Origin of the sequence: Actinospica acidithermotolerans, assembly GCF_018139625.1 — a bacterium.
GTDB classification, from domain to species: Bacteria; Actinomycetota; Actinomycetes; order Streptomycetales; family Catenulisporaceae; genus Actinospica; species Actinospica acidithermotolerans.
The window spans coordinates 1-23153 of the sequence record NZ_JAGSOH010000014.1; the positions used below are offsets into that span (position 1 = coordinate 1).

Annotated in this window: 18 protein-coding genes and 1 tRNA gene; 10 read left to right on the forward strand and 9 right to left on the reverse strand. The window is 72.0% G+C overall.

Features of this window, described 5'->3' with window-relative positions; translation table 11 throughout:
* Positions 1–396 precede the first annotated feature (396 nt).
* Positions 397–888 carry a YajQ family cyclic di-GMP-binding protein gene (locus KDK95_RS07705; RefSeq protein ID WP_212517337.1) on the forward strand — a complete coding sequence of 164 codons (492 nt, stop codon included), beginning with the start codon at positions 397–399 and terminating at the stop codon, positions 886–888.
* Positions 889–956: 68 nt separating this feature from the next.
* On the opposite strand, the gene KDK95_RS07710 is transcribed toward KDK95_RS07705, so the two are convergent.
* Positions 957–2591, reverse strand: coding sequence for a hypothetical protein (locus KDK95_RS07710; RefSeq protein ID WP_212517338.1), 1635 nt, complete (start codon positions 2589–2591; stop codon positions 957–959).
* Positions 2592–2719: 128 nt separating this feature from the next.
* Between KDK95_RS07710 and KDK95_RS07715 the strand changes: the two genes are divergently transcribed.
* The 3 genes from KDK95_RS07715 to KDK95_RS07725 are packed head-to-tail and all read left to right on the forward strand — an operon-like array spanning position 2720 to position 5740.
* Positions 2720–3949, forward strand: coding sequence for a LolA family protein (locus KDK95_RS07715; RefSeq protein WP_212517339.1), 1230 nt, complete (start codon positions 2720–2722; stop codon positions 3947–3949).
* Positions 3946–4890 carry an ABC transporter ATP-binding protein gene (locus KDK95_RS07720; protein ID WP_212517340.1) on the forward strand — a complete coding sequence of 315 codons (945 nt, stop codon included), beginning with the start codon at positions 3946–3948 and terminating at the stop codon, positions 4888–4890. The genes KDK95_RS07715 and KDK95_RS07720 overlap by 4 nt, the downstream gene beginning before the upstream one ends.
* A complete protein-coding gene (locus KDK95_RS07725; RefSeq protein ID WP_212517341.1) occupies positions 4877–5740 on the forward strand; it encodes a DUF2705 family protein in 864 nt (287 codons plus the stop codon). The genes KDK95_RS07720 and KDK95_RS07725 overlap by 14 nt, the downstream gene beginning before the upstream one ends.
* Before the next feature lie 19 nt (positions 5741–5759).
* Here the strand turns inward: KDK95_RS07725 and KDK95_RS07730 are convergent, their stop codons facing one another.
* The 3 genes from KDK95_RS07730 to KDK95_RS07740 form a co-directional block, all read right to left on the reverse strand.
* Positions 5760–6674: a M48 family metalloprotease gene (locus tag KDK95_RS07730; RefSeq protein ID WP_372463282.1), complete on the reverse strand. Its 915-nt coding sequence runs from the start codon at positions 6672–6674 to the stop codon at positions 5760–5762.
* 126 nt (positions 6675–6800) lie between these two features.
* Positions 6801–7727 carry a hypothetical protein gene (locus tag KDK95_RS07735; RefSeq protein ID WP_212517343.1) on the reverse strand — a complete coding sequence of 309 codons (927 nt, stop codon included), beginning with the start codon at positions 7725–7727 and terminating at the stop codon, positions 6801–6803.
* Between the two features lie 69 nt (positions 7728–7796).
* Entirely contained in the window at positions 7797–9479 is a 1683-nt protein-coding gene (locus KDK95_RS07740) for a serine/threonine-protein kinase (RefSeq protein ID WP_307844251.1), read from the reverse strand.
* A 163-nt stretch (positions 9480–9642) separates the two neighbouring features.
* On the opposite strand from KDK95_RS07740, the gene KDK95_RS07745 reads away from it, so the two are divergent.
* A complete protein-coding gene (locus KDK95_RS07745) occupies positions 9643–10437 on the forward strand; it encodes an FHA domain-containing protein (protein WP_212517344.1) in 795 nt (264 codons plus the stop codon).
* Between the two features lie 120 nt (positions 10438–10557).
* Here KDK95_RS07745 and KDK95_RS07750 read toward each other — a convergent pair whose 3' ends face one another.
* Together KDK95_RS07750 and KDK95_RS07755 are read right to left on the reverse strand one after the other, a co-directional pair.
* The gene (locus KDK95_RS07750; protein WP_212517345.1) at positions 10558–11508 is read right to left on the reverse strand and encodes a protein phosphatase 2C domain-containing protein; all 951 of its coding nucleotides are present in this window, start codon (positions 11506–11508) and stop codon (positions 10558–10560) included.
* Between the two features lies 1 nt (position 11509).
* Positions 11510–12187, reverse strand: coding sequence for a vWA domain-containing protein (locus KDK95_RS07755; RefSeq protein WP_212517346.1), 678 nt, complete (start codon positions 12185–12187; stop codon positions 11510–11512).
* A gap of 148 nt (positions 12188–12335) precedes the next feature.
* Here KDK95_RS07755 and KDK95_RS07760 point away from each other — a divergent pair, with 148 nt between their 5' ends.
* Positions 12336–13460: an RAD23 family protein gene (locus tag KDK95_RS07760; RefSeq protein WP_212517347.1), complete on the forward strand. Its 1125-nt coding sequence runs from the start codon at positions 12336–12338 to the stop codon at positions 13458–13460.
* Here KDK95_RS07760 and KDK95_RS07765 read toward each other — a convergent pair whose 3' ends face one another.
* Positions 13461–14507, reverse strand: a complete 1047-nt coding sequence (locus KDK95_RS07765) for an aldo/keto reductase (protein ID WP_249160609.1) — start codon at positions 14505–14507, stop codon at positions 13461–13463. It abuts the gene before it with no gap.
* Positions 14504–15406, reverse strand: coding sequence for a helix-turn-helix domain-containing protein (locus tag KDK95_RS07770; protein ID WP_212517348.1), 903 nt, complete (start codon positions 15404–15406; stop codon positions 14504–14506). The genes KDK95_RS07765 and KDK95_RS07770 overlap by 4 nt, the downstream gene beginning before the upstream one ends.
* A gap of 218 nt (positions 15407–15624) precedes the next feature.
* On the opposite strand from KDK95_RS07770, the gene KDK95_RS07775 reads away from it, so the two are divergent.
* Positions 15625–15843 (forward strand): hypothetical protein, encoded by a 219-nt coding sequence (locus KDK95_RS07775; RefSeq protein WP_212517349.1) that lies wholly within the window; start codon positions 15625–15627, stop codon positions 15841–15843.
* Between the two features lie 183 nt (positions 15844–16026).
* Entirely contained in the window at positions 16027–19293 is a 3267-nt protein-coding gene (locus tag KDK95_RS07780) for a tectonin domain-containing protein (protein WP_212517350.1), read from the forward strand.
* 110 nt (positions 19294–19403) lie between these two features.
* On the opposite strand, the gene KDK95_RS07785 is transcribed toward KDK95_RS07780, so the two are convergent.
* Positions 19404–19479 (reverse strand) — tRNA-Arg (locus tag KDK95_RS07785).
* Positions 19480–19697: 218 nt separating this feature from the next.
* Between KDK95_RS07785 and KDK95_RS07790 the strand changes: the two genes are divergently transcribed.
* Together KDK95_RS07790 and KDK95_RS36760 are read left to right on the forward strand one after the other, a co-directional pair.
* The gene (locus KDK95_RS07790; RefSeq protein ID WP_212517351.1) at positions 19698–21398 is read left to right on the forward strand and encodes a GTPase family protein; all 1701 of its coding nucleotides are present in this window, start codon (positions 19698–19700) and stop codon (positions 21396–21398) included.
* Positions 21399–21461: 63 nt separating this feature from the next.
* Positions 21462–23078, forward strand: a complete 1617-nt coding sequence (locus KDK95_RS36760) for a GTPase (RefSeq protein ID WP_212517352.1) — start codon at positions 21462–21464, stop codon at positions 23076–23078.
* Positions 23079–23153 lie beyond the last annotated feature (75 nt).

Genomic DNA, 23153 nt, shown 5'->3' on the forward strand with positions numbered 1-23153 from the left:
GAACGTGGTTGCGGGGATCGGCGCTGCATGACGTGACCGGGTATGACGACGCCACGGGGCGGGGTACGTCGGGAGGGGTTTGTTGATGAGCCGCGGCTGCGCGCTAACGGCCGGAGGCGAGAGATGCGGGGAGGGCGGCGACGGGCCGGCGGCGACTATTGAGTGCGGCAAGTGAGTGAGGCGAGCGAGCCGAATGCGTAGCAGGGCGAGCCAGCCGAACGTATAGGACCAAATACGTCGCGCGCGCCGAGTCCGTCGACGAGCGCGTAGCGGGGCGTAGCAGGCGCGGCTAGGCGGGTGGGAAGTCAGCGGTTGCTCCGAGGGTTCCGTCAGGGATAGTCGATAGAGTTCGGTGGATAACGGACGTGACTTCGGACGGGAACGAGGAGGGTCGAGATGGCGAGCGAGTCCAGTTTCGACGTGGTCAGCAAGGTTGACCGGCAGGAGGTGGACAACGCGCTGGGCCAGACCGGCCGGGAGCTGTCCCAGCGCTTCGACTTCAAGAACACCGGCGCGACGATCGCCTGGAGCGGCGAGAAGATCGAGATGCGCGCGGGCACCGAGGAGCGGGTCAAGGCCGTGCTCGACGTGTTCAAGGACAAGCTGATCAAGCGCGGCATCTCGCTCAAGACGCTGGAGGCGTCGGAGCCGGCTGCATCGGGCAAGGAGTACAAGATCAGCGCCGAGGTGACCGAGGGCATCTCGCAGGACAACGCGAAGAAGGTCGCCAAGCTGATCCGGGACGAGGGCCCGAAGGGCGTCAAGGCCCAGATCCAGGGCGACGAGCTGCGGGTGTCCTCGAAGTCGCGGGACGACCTGCAGGCGGTCATCGCGCTGCTCAAGGGGCAGGACTTCGACTTCGCGGTGCAGTTCACCAACTACCGGTGAGCGGACACGGTCGGAGCTGACCGGTCACCGCGGTAGCGGGCATCGCCCCGGCCCGTCCCCCTCACCTCTCAGAGAGCGGAGGGGGACGGGCCGTCCATGTAGGCGGAGCAGAGGGCTGAGACCAGGCCGATGGCCAGGACGATGCCCTGCTGCAGCCGCGGACGGTCGTCGAGCTTGCGCAGCCAGATCGCGGGGGCGACGCTGAGGGCGACGCAGGGGATCAGGAAGCGCGGCTTACTGCCCCAGGGGCCGGAGTTCGTGAGGATGACGGCGAAGGTCACAAGGCTGAAGACGGTCAGCTCCCAGGGGACCGGGGGGCGGTCGGCCGCGAGCAGCGGTTGGCTGGAGGGCGACGGCGAGGACCTGTTGGGGGCGACTGGCGCGGCGGACCGCGCCAAGGCATCCAGGGGCGGCCGCAACGCCGAGGCGGCCGGCGACGGGGACGGCGACTGCGACTGCGACTGCGACGGCGAGGGGGACGGCTGCAGCGCCGGCGTGCGGTGGTAGCGCGCAAGCCACGACGAGGACCTGCCGGGGCCGAATGGCGCGGCGGACCCGGGTGGCGCGGCGGACCCGAGCGCCTCGGCGGACCGCGCTGAGGCGTCCGGCAACGGGGACAGCTGCGGCACCGAGGCGTCCAGGGACGGCTGCAACGCCGAGGCGTCCAGGGCGTCCGGCGACTGCGACTGGGACTGCGACGGAGACGGCGACTGCGACTGGGACTGCGACGGAGACGGCAACGGAGACGGAGACGGCGCCGGCGACGGCCGCAGCGCCGCCAACTTACGGCGGTAGCGTTCGGGCCACCAGCCCTGGTCGCGTAGGAGCCAGAGGGTGATGCCGAGGCCGGGGACGATCCAGAGGCTGGCCACGAGGTGCGGCACGCCGTTGGCCGCGAACCAGTCGGTGGTGTCCAGCTGGCCGAGCAGGGTGCGGAGGGTGTACTTGCCGAAGTCGAACTCGGAGCTCCAGCCGGGCGCGGATTCGGCGAGGAACCAGGCGTCCAGGCGGTGGAAGCGGAGTGCCAGGAAGGCGATGTAGCCCAGAAGGCCCATCGGGGCCAGGACGAAGGCGGCGGCGGGGGCCAGTGCGGCTCGCCATTCCTTCTTGCGGGCGGCTTCGCGGATGAGGAGTGCGGACCCTGCCATCGCAACGACGACCATGCCTAGGCCGGTCGAGTGGCTCAGGCCGGCTCCGATGGCGCAGGCGGCAGCTAGGAGCGGTCTGCGCCTGCGCACGGCGATCGCGCCCCAGACGGCGAACGCGGCGATCAGCGGCTGCGCGTACAGCATCGACTGGACGATGGCCTCGACGCCCACGGCCCAGATCGTGACCGTCAGCATTGCCGTACGGCGGCCGAAGAGCGGTTCGAGGAGCACGCCGATGCCCACGGCTGTTGCGAGCGAGGCGGCGAGCGAGAGGACTAGGCCGCAGATCTCCATCGGCATTCGGGTGACCGCGTGCAGGGCGGCCATCAGCATCGGGTATAGCGGGTAGAACGCGATGTTCATCCGCTCGGGCTTGCCGTCCGGGAGGAACGTCAGCTTGTGGACGTAGCCCGAGGAGGCGATCTGGATGTAGTGCTGCCCGTCGAAGCGCGCGAGCGCCTGACCGGGCGTCAGCCCGTACCAGGCGAGCAGCGAGAGCACGACGGCCAGGTAGGCGCCGTGGACCAGCAGGTAACGCCGAATGTATGCGCTCATACTCGCGCAGACGGTAGAGGGCTTCGATGTACTAAGCATGAGGATCTTCACAGTCCGCCGTGAGGATGAGCCGAAGTCCCGTCCGTGGACGGATACCGGAAGCGCCGATCGGTGATGGAATCGAAGGTATGAACGAGCAGCCGAGCAAGTCGAACAAGCCGTGGTACCGCCGGGGTGCCGTACGCGCACTCGTGCCGCTGTCCGTGGTCGCCGTGATCGCCGGCGGCGCCGCGCTCGCGCCGGGCCTGGCCTCGGCCACCCCGAGCCTGCCCGCGGTCACCGCGCAGCAACTGCTGGCGAAGATCGCCGATTCGAAGGTCGACGCCTTCTCGGGCACCATGAGCCTGAGCACCAATCTCGGTCTGTCGGGGCTGACCGAGCTGTCGAGCACCGCGAGCCCCATCTCTCTGCTGAGTGGCACGCACACGCTGGAGGTGGCGGCCAACGGGCCGGCCCAGCAGCGTATCGCGTTGCTCGATCAACTCTCGGAATACGACTTTATCCACAACGGCACCAAATACTGGACTTACGACAGCGAGACGAACGCGGTCGAGGAGGGGACGGCTGTCGCGCATGACGACGCCAAGTCGAAGTCCGGTTCCACGGGGCACGCGCAGAAGCAGTACCCCGAGCTGACCCCGCAGGCGGCCGCGCAGCAGCTGCTCGACGGCCTGTCGCCGACCACGAAGGTCAGCGTCGGCACGCCGCGCACGGTGGCCGGCCGGTCCGCATACCTGCTGGTCCTGGAGCCGAAGCAGTCGGGCTCGCTGATCGGGCAGGCGGAGATCTCCGTCGACTCGGCGACGGGGACGGTGCTCGGTGTGGCGGCCTATCCGGTCGGTTCGAGCACGCCGCTGTTCGACGTCTCCTTCACTTCGGTGTCGCTGACCGCGCCGGATGCCTCGCGCTTCGATTTCACCGCGCCGAAGGGCGCGACGGTCACTCCGTTCTCGGGCAACGAGAAGAGCGGCGGCACGGCCAAGGGCAACGAGCCGACGCGGCAGAGCCTGAACCCCGAGGTGCTCGGCAGCAGCTGGCTCTCGGTCCTCGAGCTGCACGGCGTGAGCCTCGCCGAGCTCCAGCAGACGCTGAGCGGCGCCGGCTCGGCCGCGGCGAAGGACTCCGGGAACTCGGCGAGTTCCGACGGCGGCAGCTCGCAGCTGCTCAGTGGCGGCGTCAGCGGGTACCTGAACAGCCTGCTCGGCGGCGGGACGGCGGTGAGCGGCAGGTTCGGCAGCGGCAAGGTCTACACGACCGACTTCGTCTCCCTGCTGATCACGAACGACGGCCGGGTCTTCCTCGGCGCGGTCACGCCGTCCGTGCTGGAGAACGACGCGAACGCGCAAGGCGCGAAGTGACCGGCGAGACGCCGGCGATCGCCACCAGCGGGCTGTCCAAGCGCTATCGCGGCGGACAGCTCGCGGTGGACGGCCTGGACCTGCGGGTGCCGCAGGGCTCGGTGTTCGGCTTCCTCGGGCCGAACGGCTCGGGCAAGACGACCACGATCCGGATGCTGCTCGGCCTGATCTCGCCGAGCGCGGGCGGGTCCGAGCTGTTCGGCGAGCCGGTGGACGCCGGGCACGTCGGCACGCTGACCCGGGTCGGCGCGCTGATCGAGGGCCCGGCGCACTATCCGTACCTGAGCGGCCGGGCCAACCTGGCCAGGTACGACGCGGCCGACCGGACCGCGGATCCGCGCACCAGGGCGGCCCGGATCGAGCACGCGCTCGAGCAGGTCGGCCTGTCGAACGCGGCGGAGAAGAAGGCGAAGGCCTACTCGCTCGGCATGAAGCAGCGGCTCGGTCTGGCCTGCGCGCTGCTCCAGCCGCGCGACCTGCTGATCCTGGACGAGCCGACGAACGGCCTCGACCCGCAGGGCATGCGGGAGATCCGCGGGCTGATCACCTCGCTCGCGTCGCAGGGCACCACGATCTTCCTCTCCTCGCACCTGCTCGACGAGATCGAGCAGGTCTGCACGGACGTGGCGATCATGAGCCGCGGCCGGCTGGTGAGCGAGGGCACGGTCGCCGGGCTGCGCGAAGGGCTCAAGGCGCGGCTGGTGGTGACGACGCCGGATCCCGCCGAGGCCGCGACCGTGCTGAAGGAGCAGGGCGGGCAGGACGTGCGGGCCGAGGGCCGGCGCGTGGACTGCGACGCGCACGAGGACCTGGCACCCGACGCGGTGTGCGCGGCCCTCGTCGGCGCGGGCGTGCGGGTGCTGTCTTTCGGAGTCGAGCGGCCCTCGCTGGAGGACGCGTTCGTGGCGCTGACCGGGGAGGGTTTCGATGTCGCAGAGTAGCGTGGCGCTGCCGGCGCTCCGGCCGCGCGCACGGCGCACGCTGGGCGGTTCGCTGTTGGTCAACGAGCTGGTGACGATGTTCCGGAGGAACCGGAACCTGGCGCTGCTGGCCGCGCTGGCGCTGATCCCAGTCGCGCTCGGCGTGGCGATCAAGCTCAGCACCCATCGCGGCCGCAACGGCGGCGGCTTCATCGCCGAGGTCTCGAACAACGGGCTCTTCCTGGTGTTCGCGGCGCTCTCGCTGACGCTGCCGATCTTCCTGCCGATGGCGCTCGGCGTGGTGTCGGGGGACGCGATCTCCGGGGAGGCCGCGCAGGGCACACTGCGCTACCTTCTGGTGGCCCCGGCCGGGCGGGTGCGGCTGCTGGCGGTCAAGGGCTTCTCGCTCGTGGTCTTCTCGCTGGTGTCCACCGCCGTGGTCTCGGCCGCGGCGCTGCTGACCGGCCTCGCGCTGTTTCCGGGCGGCCAGGTGACGCTGCTGTCCGGCGATTCGATCGGGATGGGCGCGGCGCTGGTCAAGGCGGTGTGGATCACGCTGCTGGTGGCCGCCTCGCTGCTCGGCCTGGCCGCGCTCGGGCTGTTCGTCTCCACGCTCACCGACACGCCGATCGCCGCGATGGCGGTGGCGACGGGACTGACGATCGCGGCCGGGATCATGCAGGCGATCCCGCAGCTCTCGGCGATCCAGCCCTGGCTCTACACCTACCAGTGGTCCTCGTACGCGGACCTGCTGCGGGATCCGGTCTACCTGAGCAACATCGAGCACAACCTGCTGATCCAGCTCGGCTACGTGGTCGTGTTCGCCAGCGCGGCCTGGGCCAGGCTCACCACCCGGGACGTGACGAGCTGAGTGACCGGTCGACCCGGGCTCACTCCCCCGCGCGGTCCGCGGCGGTGTCCCTGAGGCCGGCGAGGCGCTCGAGGCGCTCGATCCGCTCGTGCACCGGCGGGTGGGTCGAGCAGAGCCGGCCGGCCCAGCCGGGGCGCTCCTCGTCCCCGGCGAAGGGGTTGACGATCATCAGGTGGCCGATGCCGGCGAGGCCGCGCCCGCCGCGCAGCGGCCTGCGCCGGGAGCCGGCGTCGATCTTGCGCAGCGCGGTGGCCAGCGAGAGCGGGTCGCCGGTGAGCCGGGAGGCGCAGGCGTCCGCCTGGTACTCGCGGGAGCGGCTGACCGCGCTGCGGACCAGGATCGCCGCGAGCGGGCCGAGCAGCACCGCGCCGAGCAGGCCGGCCAGGCCCTCGTCGTCGTCGCCGCCGTCGTCCAGGCCGGGCAGCAGCCACAGCAGGCTGGCCGACCACATGACCACGGCGGCGAGCGCTCCGGCGACCGAGGAGACCAGCACGTCGCGGTTGTAGACGTGCGCCAGCTCGTGCGCGATCACCGCGCGCAGCTCGTGCTCGTCGAGGGTGCGCAGCAGGCCTACCGTGCAGCACACGGAGGCGGTGCGCGGGTCCCGGCCGGCCGCGAAGGCGTTCGGCGACTCGGTGGGCGATACGTAGATCCGCGGCATCGGGCGGCGCGCCTCGTAGGACAGCTCGCGCACGATGCGGTAGAGCACCGGGGCGCCGGCCTCGCCGATCGGCTGCGCGTTCATCGCCCGCAGCGCGAGGGTGTCCGCGCTGTAGTAGGCGTAGCCGAGGACCACCAGCAGCACGATCGCCGCGAGCAGCAGCCCCTCGCGGCCGCCGCACAGTTCGCCGACGACGAGCACGAGTACGCCGAACGCCGAGATCAGCACCGCGGTCCGCACCCGTGCCGATTTGAGGTGTCCAGTGCGCCGCATAGTTACGTCCCGCTCGCCTTTCTCAGCTCGACCCCGCGCCCGCAGCGGCGCCGTTCGCCCGACACTTCATCCAACGATCACAATCCCGGCCGGGTTCCCCCGTTTTCCCGGGCGGCCGCGGCCGGCTCAGAAGGGCAGCAGGGCCGCGAGGTCGACGTCGCCGGTGCCGGCGGCCACCGTCGAGGTGCCGGGCGGCACCGAGGCGGTGCCGGTGGGTGTCGGCGAGGGCGAGGGGGTGGCGCTGCTGAAGCCCGACATGTCCACCTCGTAGCCGGCCGAGCTCTTGGCGGTGGCCGTGGCGTCGATCTGCACCGGCAGCCCGAACTTGTACGTCACGCGCACCAGGTCGCCGCTGCCCATCGCGGTGTAGACGTCCACCTCGACCTTGGAGGTGCCCGCCTTCTTGAACGGCTCCGAGTCCAGCAGCGTCGCCGGGATGCCCTTGACGCTCGAAAGGTCGATGAACGCGCTGAACATGTCGACGGTCGTGCCCTCCAGCGAGGTGACGCCGTCGGCCTGCACCGCCTTGACCGAGTTGAGCGCCGTCCACCAGCCGGAGAGCCGCTCGCCGGCCGCCCAGGTGTCGCGGACCGGCGCGGCCTCCCAGGACTTGCCGAGCCGGTCGCCGGTCTGCAGCGTGGCCGGGATCGAGGTGTAGACCTTCTCGTCGTACTCGAGCGCGCTGGAGGCGCCCTGCGTCGTCGAGCCGGAGCCCAGCGTCTCGATCGAGCCGGTCAGCGTCGCGGTGCCGGCCGGGTCGAAGGGGCCGGACAGGATCGTCATCGCGTTGATCGAGCCGCCGCTGGTGATCTGGATCGTGTTGTACGTCATCGTCCCCGGCTGCGGATCGGCGAGCCAGCCCTGCAGCTGGTACACGGCGTTCTTCTCGGACGCCGCGGTGGCGGAGGTCGCCGTGGCGGTGGCCGTCGCCGTGGCCTTCACGGACGCGGAGGTCTCCGGGGACGTGAAGACCTGCTTCGTGGTCCCGCACGCGGCGGTACCGCCCAGGATCAGCGCCGCGAGCGCCGCCGCGAGCACTCGTCTGCTGGCCACTTTTCCCGATCCCTCCGTAGACTCGCCGAGCAATCCTATCTCACGGCTGACCTGGGAGGACGGGCACCGTCACTGCTCTACGGGAGTGGTGCCGCTCATGGTGAACTTGTGCCCGCAGCTGACGGTCGAGGTGTCGCTCTTGTCCCACACGCAGATGTACATCGTGTAGCCCTCGTCCGAGATGAAGTTCGTCTTCGCGGCTCCGGTCGACTGCTCGAACTCGAAGTGGATGCCGTCGCTCCGGTAGAGCTCCGCGCCGCAGGCCTGGAAGCCCGAGGTGTTGAGCACTCCGGCGAGGTTGCCGGTGCCGTTGGTGTCCAGCCACGCGGAGCAGCCCGCGGCGTTGCCCGCGTAGTAGTCCACGTCCCCCTCGGAGCCGCTGACGTGTTCCGGGTCGTCGTTGCCGCTGACGCCGGAGATCGAGGCCGCGGTCACGACGGTGGCGGCCCTGGTCGTGGCGGCTGTCGTCGCGGGGGCGGAGGCCGGAGTCGTGGTCGGGCTGCCGGCGCCCGCATCTGCGGTGGTCTCGCCGGCGACCGTGAGCGTGACGGTCGACGTCGAGGTGGCCGAGGCGGAGTGACTCGGATGCGGCGAGGACGACGCGGTGTCCGACTTCGTGGATGCGACGAGCTGATTGCCCGTCGTCGTCGCGGTCCCCTGCGCACCGGCGCGCGCGGACGAGGTGGACGGGACGAGTACGTACGCGATCACGGCGCCGACGACGAGCACGACGGCGATCGGCAGGGTGACGAGCCTCCACCGCTTCCGGTGCTCGGGATCATTCTTCCCCGGCTGCCCGACTCGCGGCGCTGGGAACGGCGCCGGCGGCGGCTCGGTCTCCTCGTCCGGCGGCGGCAGCGTCTCGAGCTTGCCGACCGGCGTCGCGGCGAACTCCCGCCGCGCCTCGATCCGCGCCTCGACGGCCTCGGGCCACGACGGGTCGGCCGGGGCGTGCATCCGGGCCAGTTCCTCGAGCGCGGCGGCGGTCGGCCGCTCGTCCGGTCGCTCGGCGAAGCAGGACGCGACGAGCTCCGCGAGATCGGCGTCCACGGCGCGCATGGCCTCGATGTCCGGCACGACGCCGGGGGTCCGCCCGGACGCCGCGTACACCAGCAGGGCGCCGAGCGCGAAGACGTCGGCCGGAGCGGCCACGTTCTCGTCCCCGGCCTCCTGCTCGGGCGCCGTGAACCCGCGGGTGCCGTAGCTGCCGCCGCTGCGGGTCAGCCTCTCCTGGTCGGCGGCGCGCGCGATGCCGAAGTCGATCAGCTTCACGCCGTCGCGCACGAGCATCACGTTGGCGGGCTTGAGATCGCGGTGCACGATGCCGATCTCGTGCACCCTGCGCAGTTGCGCCGCGGTCTCGGCCAGCAGCAACCAGAGCGTCTCGGCGGACAGCGGGCCGTGCAACCGCACCGCCTCGTCCACGGTGAGTCCGGGCACGTATTCGGCGGCGAACCAGGGCTGTGCGACGGTCCCGTCGGTGGCCAGCACGCTCGGCGCGACGCCGACCGGCACCCGGAACAGGATGCCGACCTCCCGCTTGAAGCGCTCGCCGGAGACCAGCCGCGGCCGGACGCGCTTGACGGCGACGTACTCCTCGCCGGTCGTGCCGAGGTAGACCTCCCCCATGCCGCCGGCGCCCAGCAGGCCGATGATGGTGAACTGGCCGATCTCGCGGGGGTCGTCAGGCCCGAGCGGCTCGGCTATGGTGCGATCCATGGGCACGTCGCCCGACTCCCCGTCAGCACTCACCCGCGAGAGGGTATCGAGCGTGATTGAGGGGCGCAATTCCGGCTCGCGGCGTGGGCAAACGGTTTTTCGGCGTACGTGCCCTGCGACGGTCTACCGCAGCCGGCGGGGACCGGTCCCGGCGGGGGCTTCCTAGACTGCCGGAAGCTGAACGGAGGTACGCCAGATGCCGTACGCGAACTTTCCCCCGCAGATGCTGCCGCCGGGCAGCCCGGCCGACAAGGTGCCCTCGGCGCCGCCGGGGACGATCTTCGTGCTGGGACCGGAGGGCGGATACGCGGTCCCGGCGACCCGCTACACGCTGCTGTTCGGGCGCGACCGCGAGGACGTGCACGTGCCGGTCGGCGTCGACGATCCGACCGTCAGCCGCCGGCACGGGGTATTCACCTGCACCGGCGCGGACGGCGACTGGTGGCTGCGCAACACCGGCAGGCTGCCGATCGAGATGCCCGACGGCGCCCTGATGCTGGCCGGCCACAAGCGGATCATCGAGCCCGGATACACCCCGCTGGTGATCAACTCGTCCCCGCACCGCTCGCACCTGGTCGAGGTCCGGCTGGTCGCCTCGGAGGACCGGCGGCCGCGCTCGACGACGACGGAGCTGACCGTGGACCCGGAGACGGTCTACGAGCTCTCCGCGCAGGAGCGGCTGGTGCTCACCGCGCTGGCCAAGCGCTACCTGGACGGCGACGACGGCTACCCGCTGCCGCTGACCTGGGAGGAGACCGCGCGGATCGTCAACGCCTCGCCGTACTCCTCGAAGCGCTGGACGAACCGGACCGTCGCCAACGCCGTCGAGGACGTGCGCGAGCGGCTGCACCGCCGCGGCATCCGCGGCCTGCGCCGCGAGGAGGTCGGCGAGAACGTCGGCGCGACGCTGAGCGTGAACCTGATCAGGGAGCTGCTGAAGACCGCGACGCTGAGCAGCCAGGACCTGGCTCTGCTCATCGACGCCGACTGAAGGCGCAGCGGGCCACCGGCACCGTGAGGCCGCCGTCCCGGGGGGACGGCGGCCTCACGGCTTTCGGAAGTGGTGCGTGATCGAGGGTGTCGAACTGAACGTTCCGCGCACCCTCGACGGTCACCGCTGTCCGCGCAGCGGCCAGACGGCCAGCAGCGTCCGGTCGTCGTCGAAGGTCTCCCGGGAGAAGTCCAGGACGTGCGCGAACCAGAGCGGCGCCGGCGGCGTGTGCAGCTGCTCCGCGAACATCGCGCCGAACTCGCCGTCGCCGTCGCCGAGCGGATCGCCGAAGCCGTCCGTGCCGATCAGCAGCGTCTCCCGTTCGGCCAGCTGCGTCTGGACCCTCTCCAGTTCGGCGGGCAGCTGCGGCAGCGCGGCGACGCGGTTCGAGACGAACTTCTTGCCCGCGCCCGTCTTCGTGGCGAACAGCGGCGTGTAGAGCTCCGCGTCGTACGGGGCGCGCGAACGATCCAGCACCCAGGCGCCGGAGTCCCCGACGCGGCACAGGTCGACGAAGCAGTCGCCGTCCTGCGTCGGCTGGACGATGCCGGTGACCAGCGTCGTCGCGAACAGGTCCGAGACCTCCTTGAGGGTCGGCGCCTCCTCCGGCTGCCGACCGAGGCGCCACTGCGCGAGCTCGACCAGCCGACCGACCGCGTTCTGCACGGTGGCTGCGAGGTCGATCTCGCCGCCGCGCGCCAGCTGTTCGACGAGCGTCTCGACCGCGGTCCGGCACGCCTCGCGCGAGCCGTACTCCGAGTGCACTGCCCCCGACACGCCGTCGGCCACGGCGAACACGAGCGTGCCGGTCCGCTCGTACACCGTGGCCCGCCCGCAGTCCTGCCGCGGCTTCGAGCGCCGCGGCCAGCGGTGGCTGTCGCCGCGCACCGAGGCCGCGCGCATCGTGAACCGGTCGGTGGACCAGCCCTCGCACTCGGTGTCCAGGACGTCGTACGCGCTCTGCTTCGGCGGCCCGGGCTCGAACGGCATCGACGGCGGCTGCACGGTCATCCGCTCCCAGGCCGCCGCGGACAGCGCGGCCCCCCGGCTGGAGATCTGCTTCGGCGCCATTTCAGACCTCGTCGATCGCCATGGTGAACTGGTCCGGCCGGTTGATCACCAGGGTCGGGTTCGCCGAGTTCAGCGCCTGGCCCGACTCGACCAGGCTGGAGACGAGGGCCGCGAAGAACTCCGAGATGGCCGCGCCGATGTTCACTCCGGGCCTGGCCACGAACGCGAACTGCTCACTGGTGGCCACGTCGATCATCGTCGCCGGCTTCGCGTCGCCGATCCCGCAGGAGATGATGTTCGGCGCCGCGGGGGTCTGCGCCCTGTCGACGAGCGTGGCGTGGGTGGTGCGCCAGCCGTTGCCGTCGGTCGGCTGGCCGTCGCTGAGGAAGAAGACCACGGGCCGGTGCACCTTGTAGCCCTGCCCGCGCAGCCACTGCACGTCGGCCGGGATGCGGTAGAGCAGGTCGTTGAAGACGGCGCCGTAGTTGGTGACGCCGCGGATGATGACCTGCGGGACGGTCGTCTCCGTGCGCATGTCGGCGATGGCGAGGCGCACCTGCACGTCCTCGGAGAAGCCGAGCACGGCCAGCCGCAGCTTCGCCGCGATCATCGGCTCCGCGCGCAGCGCCTCGCACAGGGACAGCAGCCCGTCGGACAGTTCCCTGCGGTACGGGCCCATCGAACCCGACTCGTCGGCGAGCACGTAAGCGGGCAGCAGCACGCCTTTGACGTCCGGCATCGGTCCGCCTCCATTCCTGGTCTTCCACCCATCTGTGGTCTCTCGCCACGGAGATTAGGCCGCGGCACCGAGGACCGGTCCCCGATTCAGGGCTCTAACGTCCGTGACGGTTGGACCGCCCGGCTGAAGCAGAGTTCTAGGAGTCCCGATGGTCAGAAGGCAGGCGAGCGACCGGGCGCCGCTGCCCGATTTCCCGCTCTGGCACGGCATCCCGCGCATGGTGCCGCCGCAGTTCGGGCCGCCCAAGCTGCCGCTCGTGGCCCCGGCGCCGCCGGCCGCCACATTGACGCGAGCGCCGGCGTCCAGTGCGTCACCGGCTCTGCCGGGTCCGCCCACGGCGATGGTCTCTGGTGCGACCTACGGCACGTCGCGGCTGACGCCCGCGAGCTCGAGTTCGGTCGGCTGGCACCACCCGGCCACTCCGTACTCCGACGCGGATTACCGTCCGCCGCCGCGGTACACGCGCCCGGTCGCGTCACGACCGAAGCCCGCGCAAGGCGCCCCGTTGGGGCGCATAGCGCTTCTCGTGGCGGTCGGAATACTCACCGCCGCGGCCACCTACACCGTGCTGAACCGGACGTCGTACTCCAACCCGTCACCGACTCCGGCTCCCACCACGCCCCGGAGCGGCCTGCACTCCCCCACCCCGACGCGCCACAGCCACTCGCCCACGCCGTCGCCGTCCGCGACGGTGAGTCCGTCGCCGACGGTGACGCCGCTGGAAACCGGGGCCGGCGGCACGTTCCCCGACGCCGTATCCGCGATCGAGTCGACCTCGATGATCCACTACGTGGGCCAGCAGGCAGGACCGGAGTCGGAGGCGTCGAGCTGGGACGTCTACGTCACCGCTGCCGGCAGCCTCATCGGCACGGAGACCGTAGCCGGCGAGCAGTACAACGTCATGGTCGTGGACGGCGACGTGTACTTCCAGAACCCGGACCACCCAATCGGCTGGTCCTACGACAGCTCGCTGGAGGAGGCGCTTCCCAGCGGCCTCGACACGCCGTCCGCACTCGCCGCCGAGCTCCGCGCACTGCTGCCGGGCATCCAGGAGCAGTCGGCGACCTTCGACGGCTCTTCCGCGATCGCCGTCCAGACCAGGACCGGCGTGCTGTTCTTCTCCACGAACTCGCCGGACAGCCTGATCGGCATCGACTCGGTCAACGCCGCAGGCGGCTCGGTGGAGACGGCCATCGAGCCGACGACCCCGGACGAACGCAGGCAGCAGGAGCGGATCCTGGACGCGGACGCCCGGGAGGTCGGCGCCGGTTGATCAGGGCTCGAGGCTCATGAAGGTCATCGCCTCGGGCGAGTTGCGTTCGCCGGCCACCGCCTTCGGCTGGAACACCGTTTCGAGCACTTCCATGTGCTGAGCCGTGAGGCGGTCGCGGACGGCGCATGCACCCGCGTTCTCCTCCAGATGGCTGATCCTCCGGGTCCCGGGGATCGGCACGATGTCCTCGCCTTTGCGCAGCAGCCAGGCCAGCGCGAGCTGCGCGAGGGAGCACTCCAGCTCGGCGGCCAGCGGCTTCACCCGGGCGACGAGGTCGAGGTTGCTGCGCAGATTCGACTGCCGGAAGCGCGGGATCGTGAAGCGCACGTCGCGCGGATCGTCGACCCGTACGCGCGACCATTCGTTCGTCAGCAGCGCCCGGCCGAGCGGCGCATAGGCGACGAGGCCGACGCCCCAGGCCCGGGCCACTTCGAGAAGATCGTCCTCGATGTGCCGGCTCATCAGGGAGTATTCGCACTGCACCGCAGAGATCTGATAGACCTTGCAGGCCTTGCGCAGCGTGTCGCCGGCGACCTCGGAGAGCCCGAGGTGCCTGACCTTGCCGGCGGTGACCAGTTCGGACATGACCCCGACCGTCTCCTCGATCGGCACGAGCGGGTCGCGGCGGTGCATGTAGTAGAGGTCGATGTACTCGGTGCCGAGCCGACGGAGCGACGCGTCGATCGAATCGCGGATGTGGACGGCCGAGTTGTCGGCGATCCGGTCGCCCCCGACCCGGCGTACGCCGAACTTCGTGGCGAGCACGACGTCGTCGCGGCGCCCGCGCAGGGCTCGGCCGAGCAGATCCTCGTTGGCGGACTCCCCGTAGGACTCCGATCCGTACGCGGAGGCGGTGTCGATGAACGTGACGCCGAGTTCGACGGCCCGGCGGACCGCCTGCTCGCACGCCTTCTCGTCGGCGGGGCCGTAGAACTCCGACATCGGCATGAAGCCCAGGCCGATCTCCGACACCTCGAGTCCGTCGATGCCGAGTCTGCGCTTCGGAACCATCAGCTGCGACGCGGGCAGGCTGGTGGTCGTCGTCAACTGCGGCCTCCTCGGCACAGGTCCAGTGCCGCCTCCAGGCGGGCGACCGACTCCGCCGCGCTCAGGGCCATCGCGCCCAGCCGCTCGAAATCCTGGGCATAGCTTTGCACCTCGCCCTCCTCGCTGATGAAGAAGGCGCGCGATTTGTTCTCGAAGCACACCAGATCCGGTGATGCGCCGGTGAACGGAGTGAGCAGCGTGAAGGCCCCCGAGGAGATCGGCGGCGGGCCCGAGGCCAGGCCGAGGACCCGGATCTCGACGGTGGGATGCGAGGTCAGCGCGATCAGGTGCTCAAGCTGACCGGCGGCCACCTCGTAGTCCCCAGATGCCTCAGCCGACGCCGTGATCCGCAGTATCACGCTCTCGTCCAGCACCGCCGCGAGCCGGATCGGCTCCCGGTCCGCGGAGTCCGCGTCGAGCGCGTCCTGCCGACGCCGGACGATGTCCAGTCTCCGCTCGACCTCCTTCGAGGGCGGCGGCAGCGTGCTGGCGAGGATGACCGCGCGGCTGTACTCGATCGTCTGGAGCAGGGCATGGGGAACGACGGCGCAGTAGCAGTGCACTGCCGAGGAATCGGCCTCGGCCTTCAGCAGGGTGGTGTAGCCGGGCGGGACGGCGTCGGCGAACGCGTCCCACCAGCCCTTGGCGCTCACCTGCTTGGAGAGCGTCTGCAGCCAGTCGGCCCGCTCCTGCGGCAGCCCGTAGAGCTCGACGAGCCGGCCGAGGTCGCCCGGGGAGACCGGGATGCGGCCGGTCTCGATGCGCGAGATCTTGGAGGCCGACCAGCCGAGCCGGGACGCGACCTCCTCGCCGAGCAGGCCGGAGGCCTCCCGGAGCAGGCGCAGCTCCCGGGCGAACTGGCGCACCCGGGGATCGGAGGCGGCGGTGCCGTCGGCCATCGTCAGGCCTCCCGGCTCGGGTGGCGGAGTGCTGACAAGATCGGATATCCACCTTCGATCAACGGACCCTGGGTTCCCGACCCTCATCCTAGCCGACGCATGCAGATTTCTGTGCAATTTTGCAGGGAAGCTTGCCTTCATCCTCCCGCCGTCGCACCATGACGGTATAGCCGAACACTGAGCTCCCCGGCAATTCGCCGCGGAGGGAAGGGAGCGAGATGGAGGACCACCGTCCGCACCGTCGTCGCCCCAAGGTGACCTGCCCCGCCTGCCAGGGCCTCGGCCGCAACGGACCGGAGGGGAGCGTGTGCCGGGTCTGCTGGCTGACGGGCGTGATCGACTCGGGCAAGTACGAGAAGCTCAAGTCGCGGCCCGAGCGCCGCGGCGAGCCCTCCGACGCCGCCGACGACCCCTCCGCATTCCCGCTGCGTGTCTAGGCCGGCGACCACGGAGGGGGAGCTCCGCGGCTCTGCCGGTTTCTGCCGGTAGCCGGTATCCAGACGGTTCCGGCCCTGGTCAGAGCACACCGTCCCCTACAGCGACGTTGCCCCGCACGGTCCCTACCGTGGCAGGACCGGCACGCGGAACCCCGCGTGCGGTTCTCGGGAAGCATCACTGCGATGCGCGGAGACAAGGGGACGGACATGCAGGAATTCGCGGGTGCGGCCGCACCCCCGCCGGCTCTCATGCGGATCAGCGCCGCGGCCGACGGGTCGGTCTGGGCGCTGGACCACGCCGGGGCGCTGCTGACCACCACCGACGACGAGGTCGCCTGGCAGGCCCGGCCGTTCCCGGCCCCGAACCGGCTGGTGAGCGTGGGCGCGGGATCCGACGGCGCCGTCTTCGGAACCGCTGAGGACGGGCTCGTATATACCTATACCGACACGTGGAAGCCGACCGCTCAGCCCGGCGTGCGGCTGGCGTCGGTGTCCGTGGGCGGGGCGGGCACCGTGTGGGGCGTGGACGCTCAAGGCGGCCTTCAGACGTTCGACGCGTCCGCCGACGCGTGGAAGCCGGTTACGCCGCCGGCGGGTTCGTCCGGCGCGCGGGTCGCGGCCGCGGCCGATGGCAGCGTGTTCTGCCTGACCACAAAGGGCATCGCGTACGCGCTCTCCGGCACGACGTGGCAGCCGCTCGCCTCCGCCGCGGCGCTGATCGACATCGCCGCGGGCGCGGCGGGTTGGGTGTGGTCCGTTTCGTCGGACGGTTCTCTGGCGCAGTACGACGGGCAGCAGTGGCAGCCCGTCGGCACCCCGGGCGGTGAGGCGGTGGCCCACGTCGCGTGCGGCGCGGATCTGACCGTATGGGTGATCGACGCGGCGGGTCGCCTGTACGAGTTCGACGCGAAGAACGACGCCTGGCTACCGATCGCGGCCCCCGCCGCCCTCGGCGCAATCGCCCTCGGCGGCGTGCAGGCCGCCTGGGCCCTGGGCAAGGACGGGACCGCATATCAGTACACGGAGGCGGCCGACATCTGGATCGCGTCCGGAGCGCCGGGTAGCTTCACCCAGCTCGCCGCCGTCGACAACAGCACGGTCTGGACGATCGACGCGCACGGCGCGGTGCAGCGCCTGTCCCGCTCGGGCCAGGAGTGGTCCGCCGCGGCCGAGCCGGCCGGTCCGGTGTGGATCGCCGCGGGCCACGACGGCTCCATCTGGGGCGCCGGCAAGGACGGCGCGGTGCTCGGGCTCGACCAGGTGCACGGGGAGTGGCAGCCGTTGCCCGCGCCGCCGGCCGCCGCGGTCCGGGTGAGCGCGGGCGACGCGGCCTCCGTCACCGCTCTCGACGCCGCGGGCGCCGTCCACCAGTACGACTCCGCTGCCAAGAGCTGGGCGACGCTCGACCAGCAGGCCCCCGAAGGCGGTTTCACCGACATCAGTGCCCTGCCGGGTGGAGCCGTCTTCGCGGTCGCCGCCGACACGGTGCGGCTCTACCTCGGGGAGTGGGTGCCGACAGGAACGCCGGCCGTCGCGGTCGCCGCGGCAAGCGCGACGGATGCCTGGGCCATCGACCCCTCCGGCCACCCCGCGCACTTCCTGCGGTCCTCCGCCGAGGCTACGCAGTCCTCCCGGCCCGACCTGCCCGGCTGGGACGCCGAGGACGTCTTCGACGAGACCCGCAGCACCCACCTGTACATCGTCAACCGCGCCATCAGGCTGTGCGCCGCGCAGGGCGGCCCCGTCGGCGCGTGGCTCGCCGCGAAGCTGCAGCCGGGGGCGGGCCGACTGCCCGACAACCCGCTGCACAACCAGATGTGCCAGGGCCTCTACGACGCCGATTTCGTCGACCCGTACAACGATCCGGTGCTGATCTTCGTCCCGACCTACCAGTCGCACTTCTACGACCCGCGGACCGGCGAGAACTGGCTCGGCAAGACCAGCCCGACCGCGCTGACGCAGGGCACCGAGTACTTCGACAAATCGGTCGCGGCCTACCGCGACGGGCGGATCGACGGCAGTCGCGGCGCCGGGTACCGGCTCGGGCTCGCCCTGCACTACATGACCGACGCCACCCAGCCGATGCACTCCTCGAACTTCACGAACCTGAGCTCGGGTCCGATCGTGGGCTTCCACTCCGCCTACGAGGGCTGCGTCCTGGCCTACCAGTCGGCGCCCCGGTTCCAGCCGACGCCGTTCCCGATCCCGCGCTTCGGCGGCGACCCGGGCGAGTACATCACCGCCGCGGCGAAGCACTCCCGGCCCAACGTGATCAGGATCCTGCCGCCCAACGTGTTCACCGACTACCACGGCTACCTCACCTCCGAGGACCTCGCCCGGATCGAGCGATCGGCCCCGGACCTGATCGGCTACGCGATCGCCGCCACCGCCGGACTGCTCTTTGCCTGGGGCAACCTGCTGTACACCAGGCCGAAGGACTGGGAGGACATGGGGCAGCCGGCGCCGGATGTGACCGCCGTGGCCGGGATCGGCGCGACGATGACCGCCGACGGGCGCCCGTACCTGTTCGCCAAGGGCTCGGACGGCAATCTCTGGGTGCGCTGGGACTACGGGGCCAACAACTTCAGGTGGACCAACCAGCACGCGCCCGACGGCCGCGCGATCGCCTCCGGGATCGGCGCCGGCAACTCGTCGTACGGGCCGGCCGCGTTCATGCTCGACGAGACCGGCGGCGTGCTCGCCAACTGGTGGACCGGCTCCGACTGGGACTGGAACGACCTGGGCGCGCCGCCCTCCAACGGCTCGGCGCCCGCGCGGATCACCGGCACCGCCGTCGCCGCCCTGCCCGAGGTCGACGCCGCCGTGTTCGTCGTCACCGACCAGGGCACGCTGTTCAAGAACCAGGTGCCGGCCAGCCAGTGGGAGCAGGTTCAGCCCCCGCCGGGACTGAAGGCCGTCTCGCTGCTGGGTGCGACGATCGCCAACCGCGGGCCCGGCCAGGACAAGCGCTGCGTCCTGGCGATCATGTCCGACCGGGACCTGTGGCTGTGGGAGGAGGACGCGTACGCCGACGGCTCCTGGTCGCGGATCGGCCAGCCGCCCGGCACCACGATCGCCGCCTCACTCGGCGTGGCATCCCTGCAAAGTTTCGCACTCGGCGCGGACGGCCAGGTGTGGTTCTGCCAGTGGGACACCGGATACGGCAGCTGGACGCCGGTCGGCCAGCCCCCGGACGATCTCGACATCGTCAGCGGCCTGACACTCAACCCGGCGCAGTATCCGTACTACGCGCCGCTGGTCATGGGCGTGGCCGCGAAGGGGCCGGTCGCGCTCGGCCAGCAGTTGCTGGAGGACGACACGCCCGTGTGGCTCTGGGAGGACCGCGGCACCCCCGGGGAGACCTCCATCGCCTCGACCGTCGGCTTCGTGCCCTACCAGGGGGACTATCTCACCGCGGTGATCGGCGCGGACGGCCACCTCTGGGCCTGACCGCGGAGCCCTCGCCGAGGCCTGACACCGAGATCCGCCGGGCGCGGCCCCGTCCCATCCGGGCGGCGCCGGGCCCGGCGGCGGAGCGCGGCCGCCGCGCACCCGGGCCCTGGTGCCCCGAGCAGGGATCGAACCTGCGACCAAGTGCTTAGAAGGCACCTGCTCTATCCGCTGAGCTATCGGGGCTCGCTCGGCTCGCCTTTCGGCAGGCTTACGGCACATCAGGGTACCGGAATGCCTCTGGAGATGGCCGGTGACGAGCGGGTTGAACCGGACAGATCCCCGTTCAACGGGCCGCACACGCCGGTCTGGCACCGTTCCGCATTGAATTCGCAATGGAGAAGTTACCGAAGTGAGGTGACCGGGGTGTTCCCTTGCCCCGGCGGTTAAGGCAGGGTGACCCTGTGACGATCACAGGCCCGCACGCGGACCTGCTCAGCGCGGTCGGCGCTCTGCGCACCCATGTGGCCGCACCCCGCTTCCCCCTCGCCGCGGAGGGGGTCGACGACGTGCGCGCACTTCGGCTCGAGCTGCTGCAGCGGATCGACGACTACCTCATACCCAGGCTCCGCGAGCCCGGCGGGCCGCTGCACCTGGTCATCGGGGGTTCGACCGGCGTCGGCAAGTCCACGCTGGTCAACTCGCTGGTGCGCTACGACCTGACCCGGGCCGGGGTGCTGCGGCCGACCACGCGCGGGGCGGTGCTCTGCGTGAACCCGGCGGACGTGGCGGCGGCGACCGGGCCGCACCGGCTGCTGCCCGCGTTCGCGCGGCACGGCAGCGACCGGCCGCACGGCGCCGGGGGCGCGGTCGCCACCCCGGCGATCGAGCCGCGGCTCGGCAACCGGCACGAGGGCTTCACCCTGGCCGCGCATCCGGCGATCCCCTACGGCCTGGCGCTGATCGACGCGCCGGACGTGAACTCCGTCTCGCGCGCCAACCGGGAGACCGGGCGGCGGCTGCTCGGGGCGGCGGACAGCTGGCTGCTGGTCACCACGGCCGAGCGGTACGCCGACTCGGTGCCGTGGGAGCTGCTGCAGGAGGCCTGGCGGCGGCGGATGAACGTGGCCGTGGTGCTCAACCGGGTGCCCGCGGAGGCCGCCGCCGAGGTCAACCAGGCCTTCGCCGAGATGCTGGACACCTACCTGCCGCAGGCCGGCGCCGAGATCCCGGTCTTCACCGTGCCGGAGACCGCGCTGACCGCCGGTCTCATCCCGGAGTACCTGCTCGACCAGCTCGCCACCTGGCTGCGCGCGATCAGCCAGCAGCCAGAGGCGCGCCTCGCGGCCGTGCGAAGGACCATCCTCGGGCTGCTCGACGACCTGCCGCAGCAGATCTCAGTGCTCTACGAGGCGCTCACCGCGCAGGGCGAGGTGGCGAACCGGCTGCGGGTGCAGGCGGACCTCGCCTACTCCGGCGAGCGGGCCGCGCTGCACGACGCGGTGGCCGCGGGAGAGCTGATCGGCGGCACGGCGATGGTCGAGTGGCAGTCGCTGATCGGGCCCGGGCGGGTGGAGACGCTGCTCGACCCGGCCTCCGGCGTCGGCTCGAGCGCGCGCCGGCTGCTGCTGTCCGCCATCGCCGACCAGGTCTCGGCCGCGATCGCCCGCGCGACCGAGCAGGTCACGCAGGAGTGGCGCGGCACCGTCCCGGCCGAGGCCGAGGAGGAGATCGCGGCCACGGCGTGGAAGCAAGCCGGCGGCATCGCCCCGGAGCTCGGCGAGTGGGCGAACCGGCTCGGCGACCAGATCGCGCGCACCCGGCTGCAGCCGGACGGCGCCGAGGGCGAGCCCGACTTCCGGATCGCGGTGCTGATCGCGACGGTGCTGTGCGGGCGGGAGCTGCCGCGGCAGCGTCGCCGGCGCAAGGCGGAGCCGCCCACTCCGGCCGTCGCGGCGACCCGGCGGCTGGCCGACCAGATCTTCCCCGGCGGACTCGCGGAACGGCTGGCCGAGCAGGCGGCGGCGGCCCTGGACGCGGCGCTCGGGGCGCTGTTCGACCGGTACGCGTTCCGGCACCAGCGGATGCTGGCCGAGCTCGGGGTGGACCCGGACGCGGCGAAGAACCTGCTCGAGGCGGGCTACGCGGTGCAGCGGGCGCGCTAGGCGCCCGGCCGGCGCGCGAGGACGCGGGCGCGGACGAAGAACGACCAGAGGGAGATCAGGGCTGTGACACGGGCGGACGGGAACGGGCCGGGCGTCGGCGCGCGGCTCGACGCGCTCGGGCGCGTCGTGGAGCTGGCGAAGGGCCGGATCGACGACGCGGCGCTCGAGCCGGCCCGCACGGTGCTCGAGCGGGCGGCCGGACGCTACGCGCTGTCCGCCGAGCACACCCTCGTGGTGCTCGCCGGCGCCACCGGCGTCGGCAAGTCCTCGCTGTTCAACACCCTCGTCGGGATCGGCCTGTCCCCCGTCGCGGTGCGCCGGCCGACCACCTCGGAGCCGCTGGCCTGCGTCTGGGAGGCCGAGGGCCTGGAGGAGGCGCGGCCGCTGCTGGACCGGCTCGGGGTCTCGCGGCGCAAGCAGCTGTGCCGGGAGTCGCCGCTGGACCTGGCCCCGGGCCGCCGCGGCGCCCCGGCTCCGGCGCGCGACCCGCTGGCCGGCCTGGTGCTGGTCGACCTGCCGGACCACGACTCGCTGCGCACCGACCACCGGGAGATCGTGGACCACGCCGTCCAGTTCGCCGACCTGCTGATCTGGGTGACCGACCCGCAGAAGTACGCCGACGCCGACTGGCACGACGAGTATCTCAAGCCTCTGTCGGCGCACGGCGGGGTGACGCTGATCCTGCTCAACCAGGTGGACAAGCTGCCGGCCGGAGCGCTGCCGGAATGCCTCGGCGACCTGCGCCGGCTGGTGGACGCGGACGGGCTCGAGGGCGCGACCCTGCTGCCGGTCTCCGCGCGCACCGGCGACGGCATCGCCGAGCTGCGCGCCGAACTGGCCGAGCTGGTCGCCGGGCGCCGCGCGGCCTCGGACCGGCTCGGCGCCGACGTGGACCAGGCGGCGGCCGAGCTCGCCCCGCTGATCGGCCTGGTGCCGGACGCGGACCAGATCGCCGACAGCGACCGGGAGCGCGCGCTGGCCGGCCTGCGGGCCGCCGCCGGCGTCTCCAGCCTGGCCGACGCGGTCGCCGCCCGGGCCGCCGCGCACGCGCTGCCGCTCGTCTCCAGCCCGCTGCGCGCGCTGGGCCGGCTCGGCCGCAAGGAGAACGTGACGGCGACCCGGACCGCGGGCCCCGACGTCCCCGCGGCCGTCCCGGTGGACCGCGGCGGCCTCGACCAGGTGCTCGGCCAGTTCGCCAACGCGATCACGCAGAAGCTGCCCGACGAGTGGGGCCGCTCGCTGCGCACCCGGCTCACCGGCTCGCGCCGCGAGGTCGCCGAGCAGCTGGACGCGGCGCTCGGCCAGTGCGAGCTGACGGCGATCGGCGGCGCCCGGCAGGGCACCACCGGCCCGCGGGTCGGGCACGTGCTCCTGCTCCTGCTCGCCCTCGCCGGAGCGATCGGCGCGATCGCCGGCGCCGCGGGCGCGACGCGGAACGGCCCGGCGCTGGCGGGCGCGGGCGTCGGCGCGCTGGTCGTCGGGCTGCTCGGCACCCTGCTGCTGGACGTGCGGGCCCGCGCCTCGGCCCGCGGCCGCGCGATCAAGGCGGGGCAGGTCGCGGCCGGATCGCTCGCGGTGGAGCTCGCCGCCGTCGCCCAGGACGGCCTGTTCGCCGTCGCGGAGGCGGAACTGGACCGGCACCGGCGCGCCTACGAGGCGTTCCGCACGGTCTACGGCTGATCGGCGACCTGTCGCGGACGCTGCGGCGTCCCGTCGGCGGTTCGCCGCCGAGGGCGGGAAGTGCGTCGAGGGCGG

Bases quoted from the DNA above. Each gene is read 5' to 3' on its own strand.
- KDK95_RS07775 (WP_212517349.1), top strand. From the start codon at position 15,625: ATGGAGGACCACCGTCCGCACCGTCGTCGCCCCAAGGTGACCTGCCCC.
- KDK95_RS07715 (WP_212517339.1), top strand. From the start codon at position 2,720: ATGAACGAGCAGCCGAGCAAGTCGAACAAGCCGTGGTACCGCCGGGGT.
- KDK95_RS07745 (WP_212517344.1), top strand. From the start codon at position 9,643: ATGCCGTACGCGAACTTTCCCCCGCAGATGCTGCCGCCGGGCAGCCCG.
- KDK95_RS07710 (WP_212517338.1), bottom strand. From the start codon at position 2,591: ATGAGCGCATACATTCGGCGTTACCTGCTGGTCCACGGCGCCTACCTG.
- KDK95_RS07770 (WP_212517348.1), bottom strand. From the start codon at position 15,406: ATGGCCGACGGCACCGCCGCCTCCGATCCCCGGGTGCGCCAGTTCGCC.
- KDK95_RS07755 (WP_212517346.1), bottom strand. From the start codon at position 12,187: ATGCCGGACGTCAAAGGCGTGCTGCTGCCCGCTTACGTGCTCGCCGAC.
- KDK95_RS07725 (WP_212517341.1), top strand. From the start codon at position 4,877: ATGTCGCAGAGTAGCGTGGCGCTGCCGGCGCTCCGGCCGCGCGCACGG.
- KDK95_RS07780 (WP_212517350.1), top strand. From the start codon at position 16,027: ATGCGCGGAGACAAGGGGACGGACATGCAGGAATTCGCGGGTGCGGCC.
- KDK95_RS07705 (WP_212517337.1), top strand. From the start codon at position 397: ATGGCGAGCGAGTCCAGTTTCGACGTGGTCAGCAAGGTTGACCGGCAG.
- KDK95_RS07760 (WP_212517347.1), top strand. From the start codon at position 12,336: ATGGTCAGAAGGCAGGCGAGCGACCGGGCGCCGCTGCCCGATTTCCCG.
- KDK95_RS07750 (WP_212517345.1), bottom strand. From the start codon at position 11,508: ATGGCGCCGAAGCAGATCTCCAGCCGGGGGGCCGCGCTGTCCGCGGCG.
- KDK95_RS07730 (WP_372463282.1), bottom strand. From the start codon at position 6,674: ATGCGGCGCACTGGACACCTCAAATCGGCACGGGTGCGGACCGCGGTG.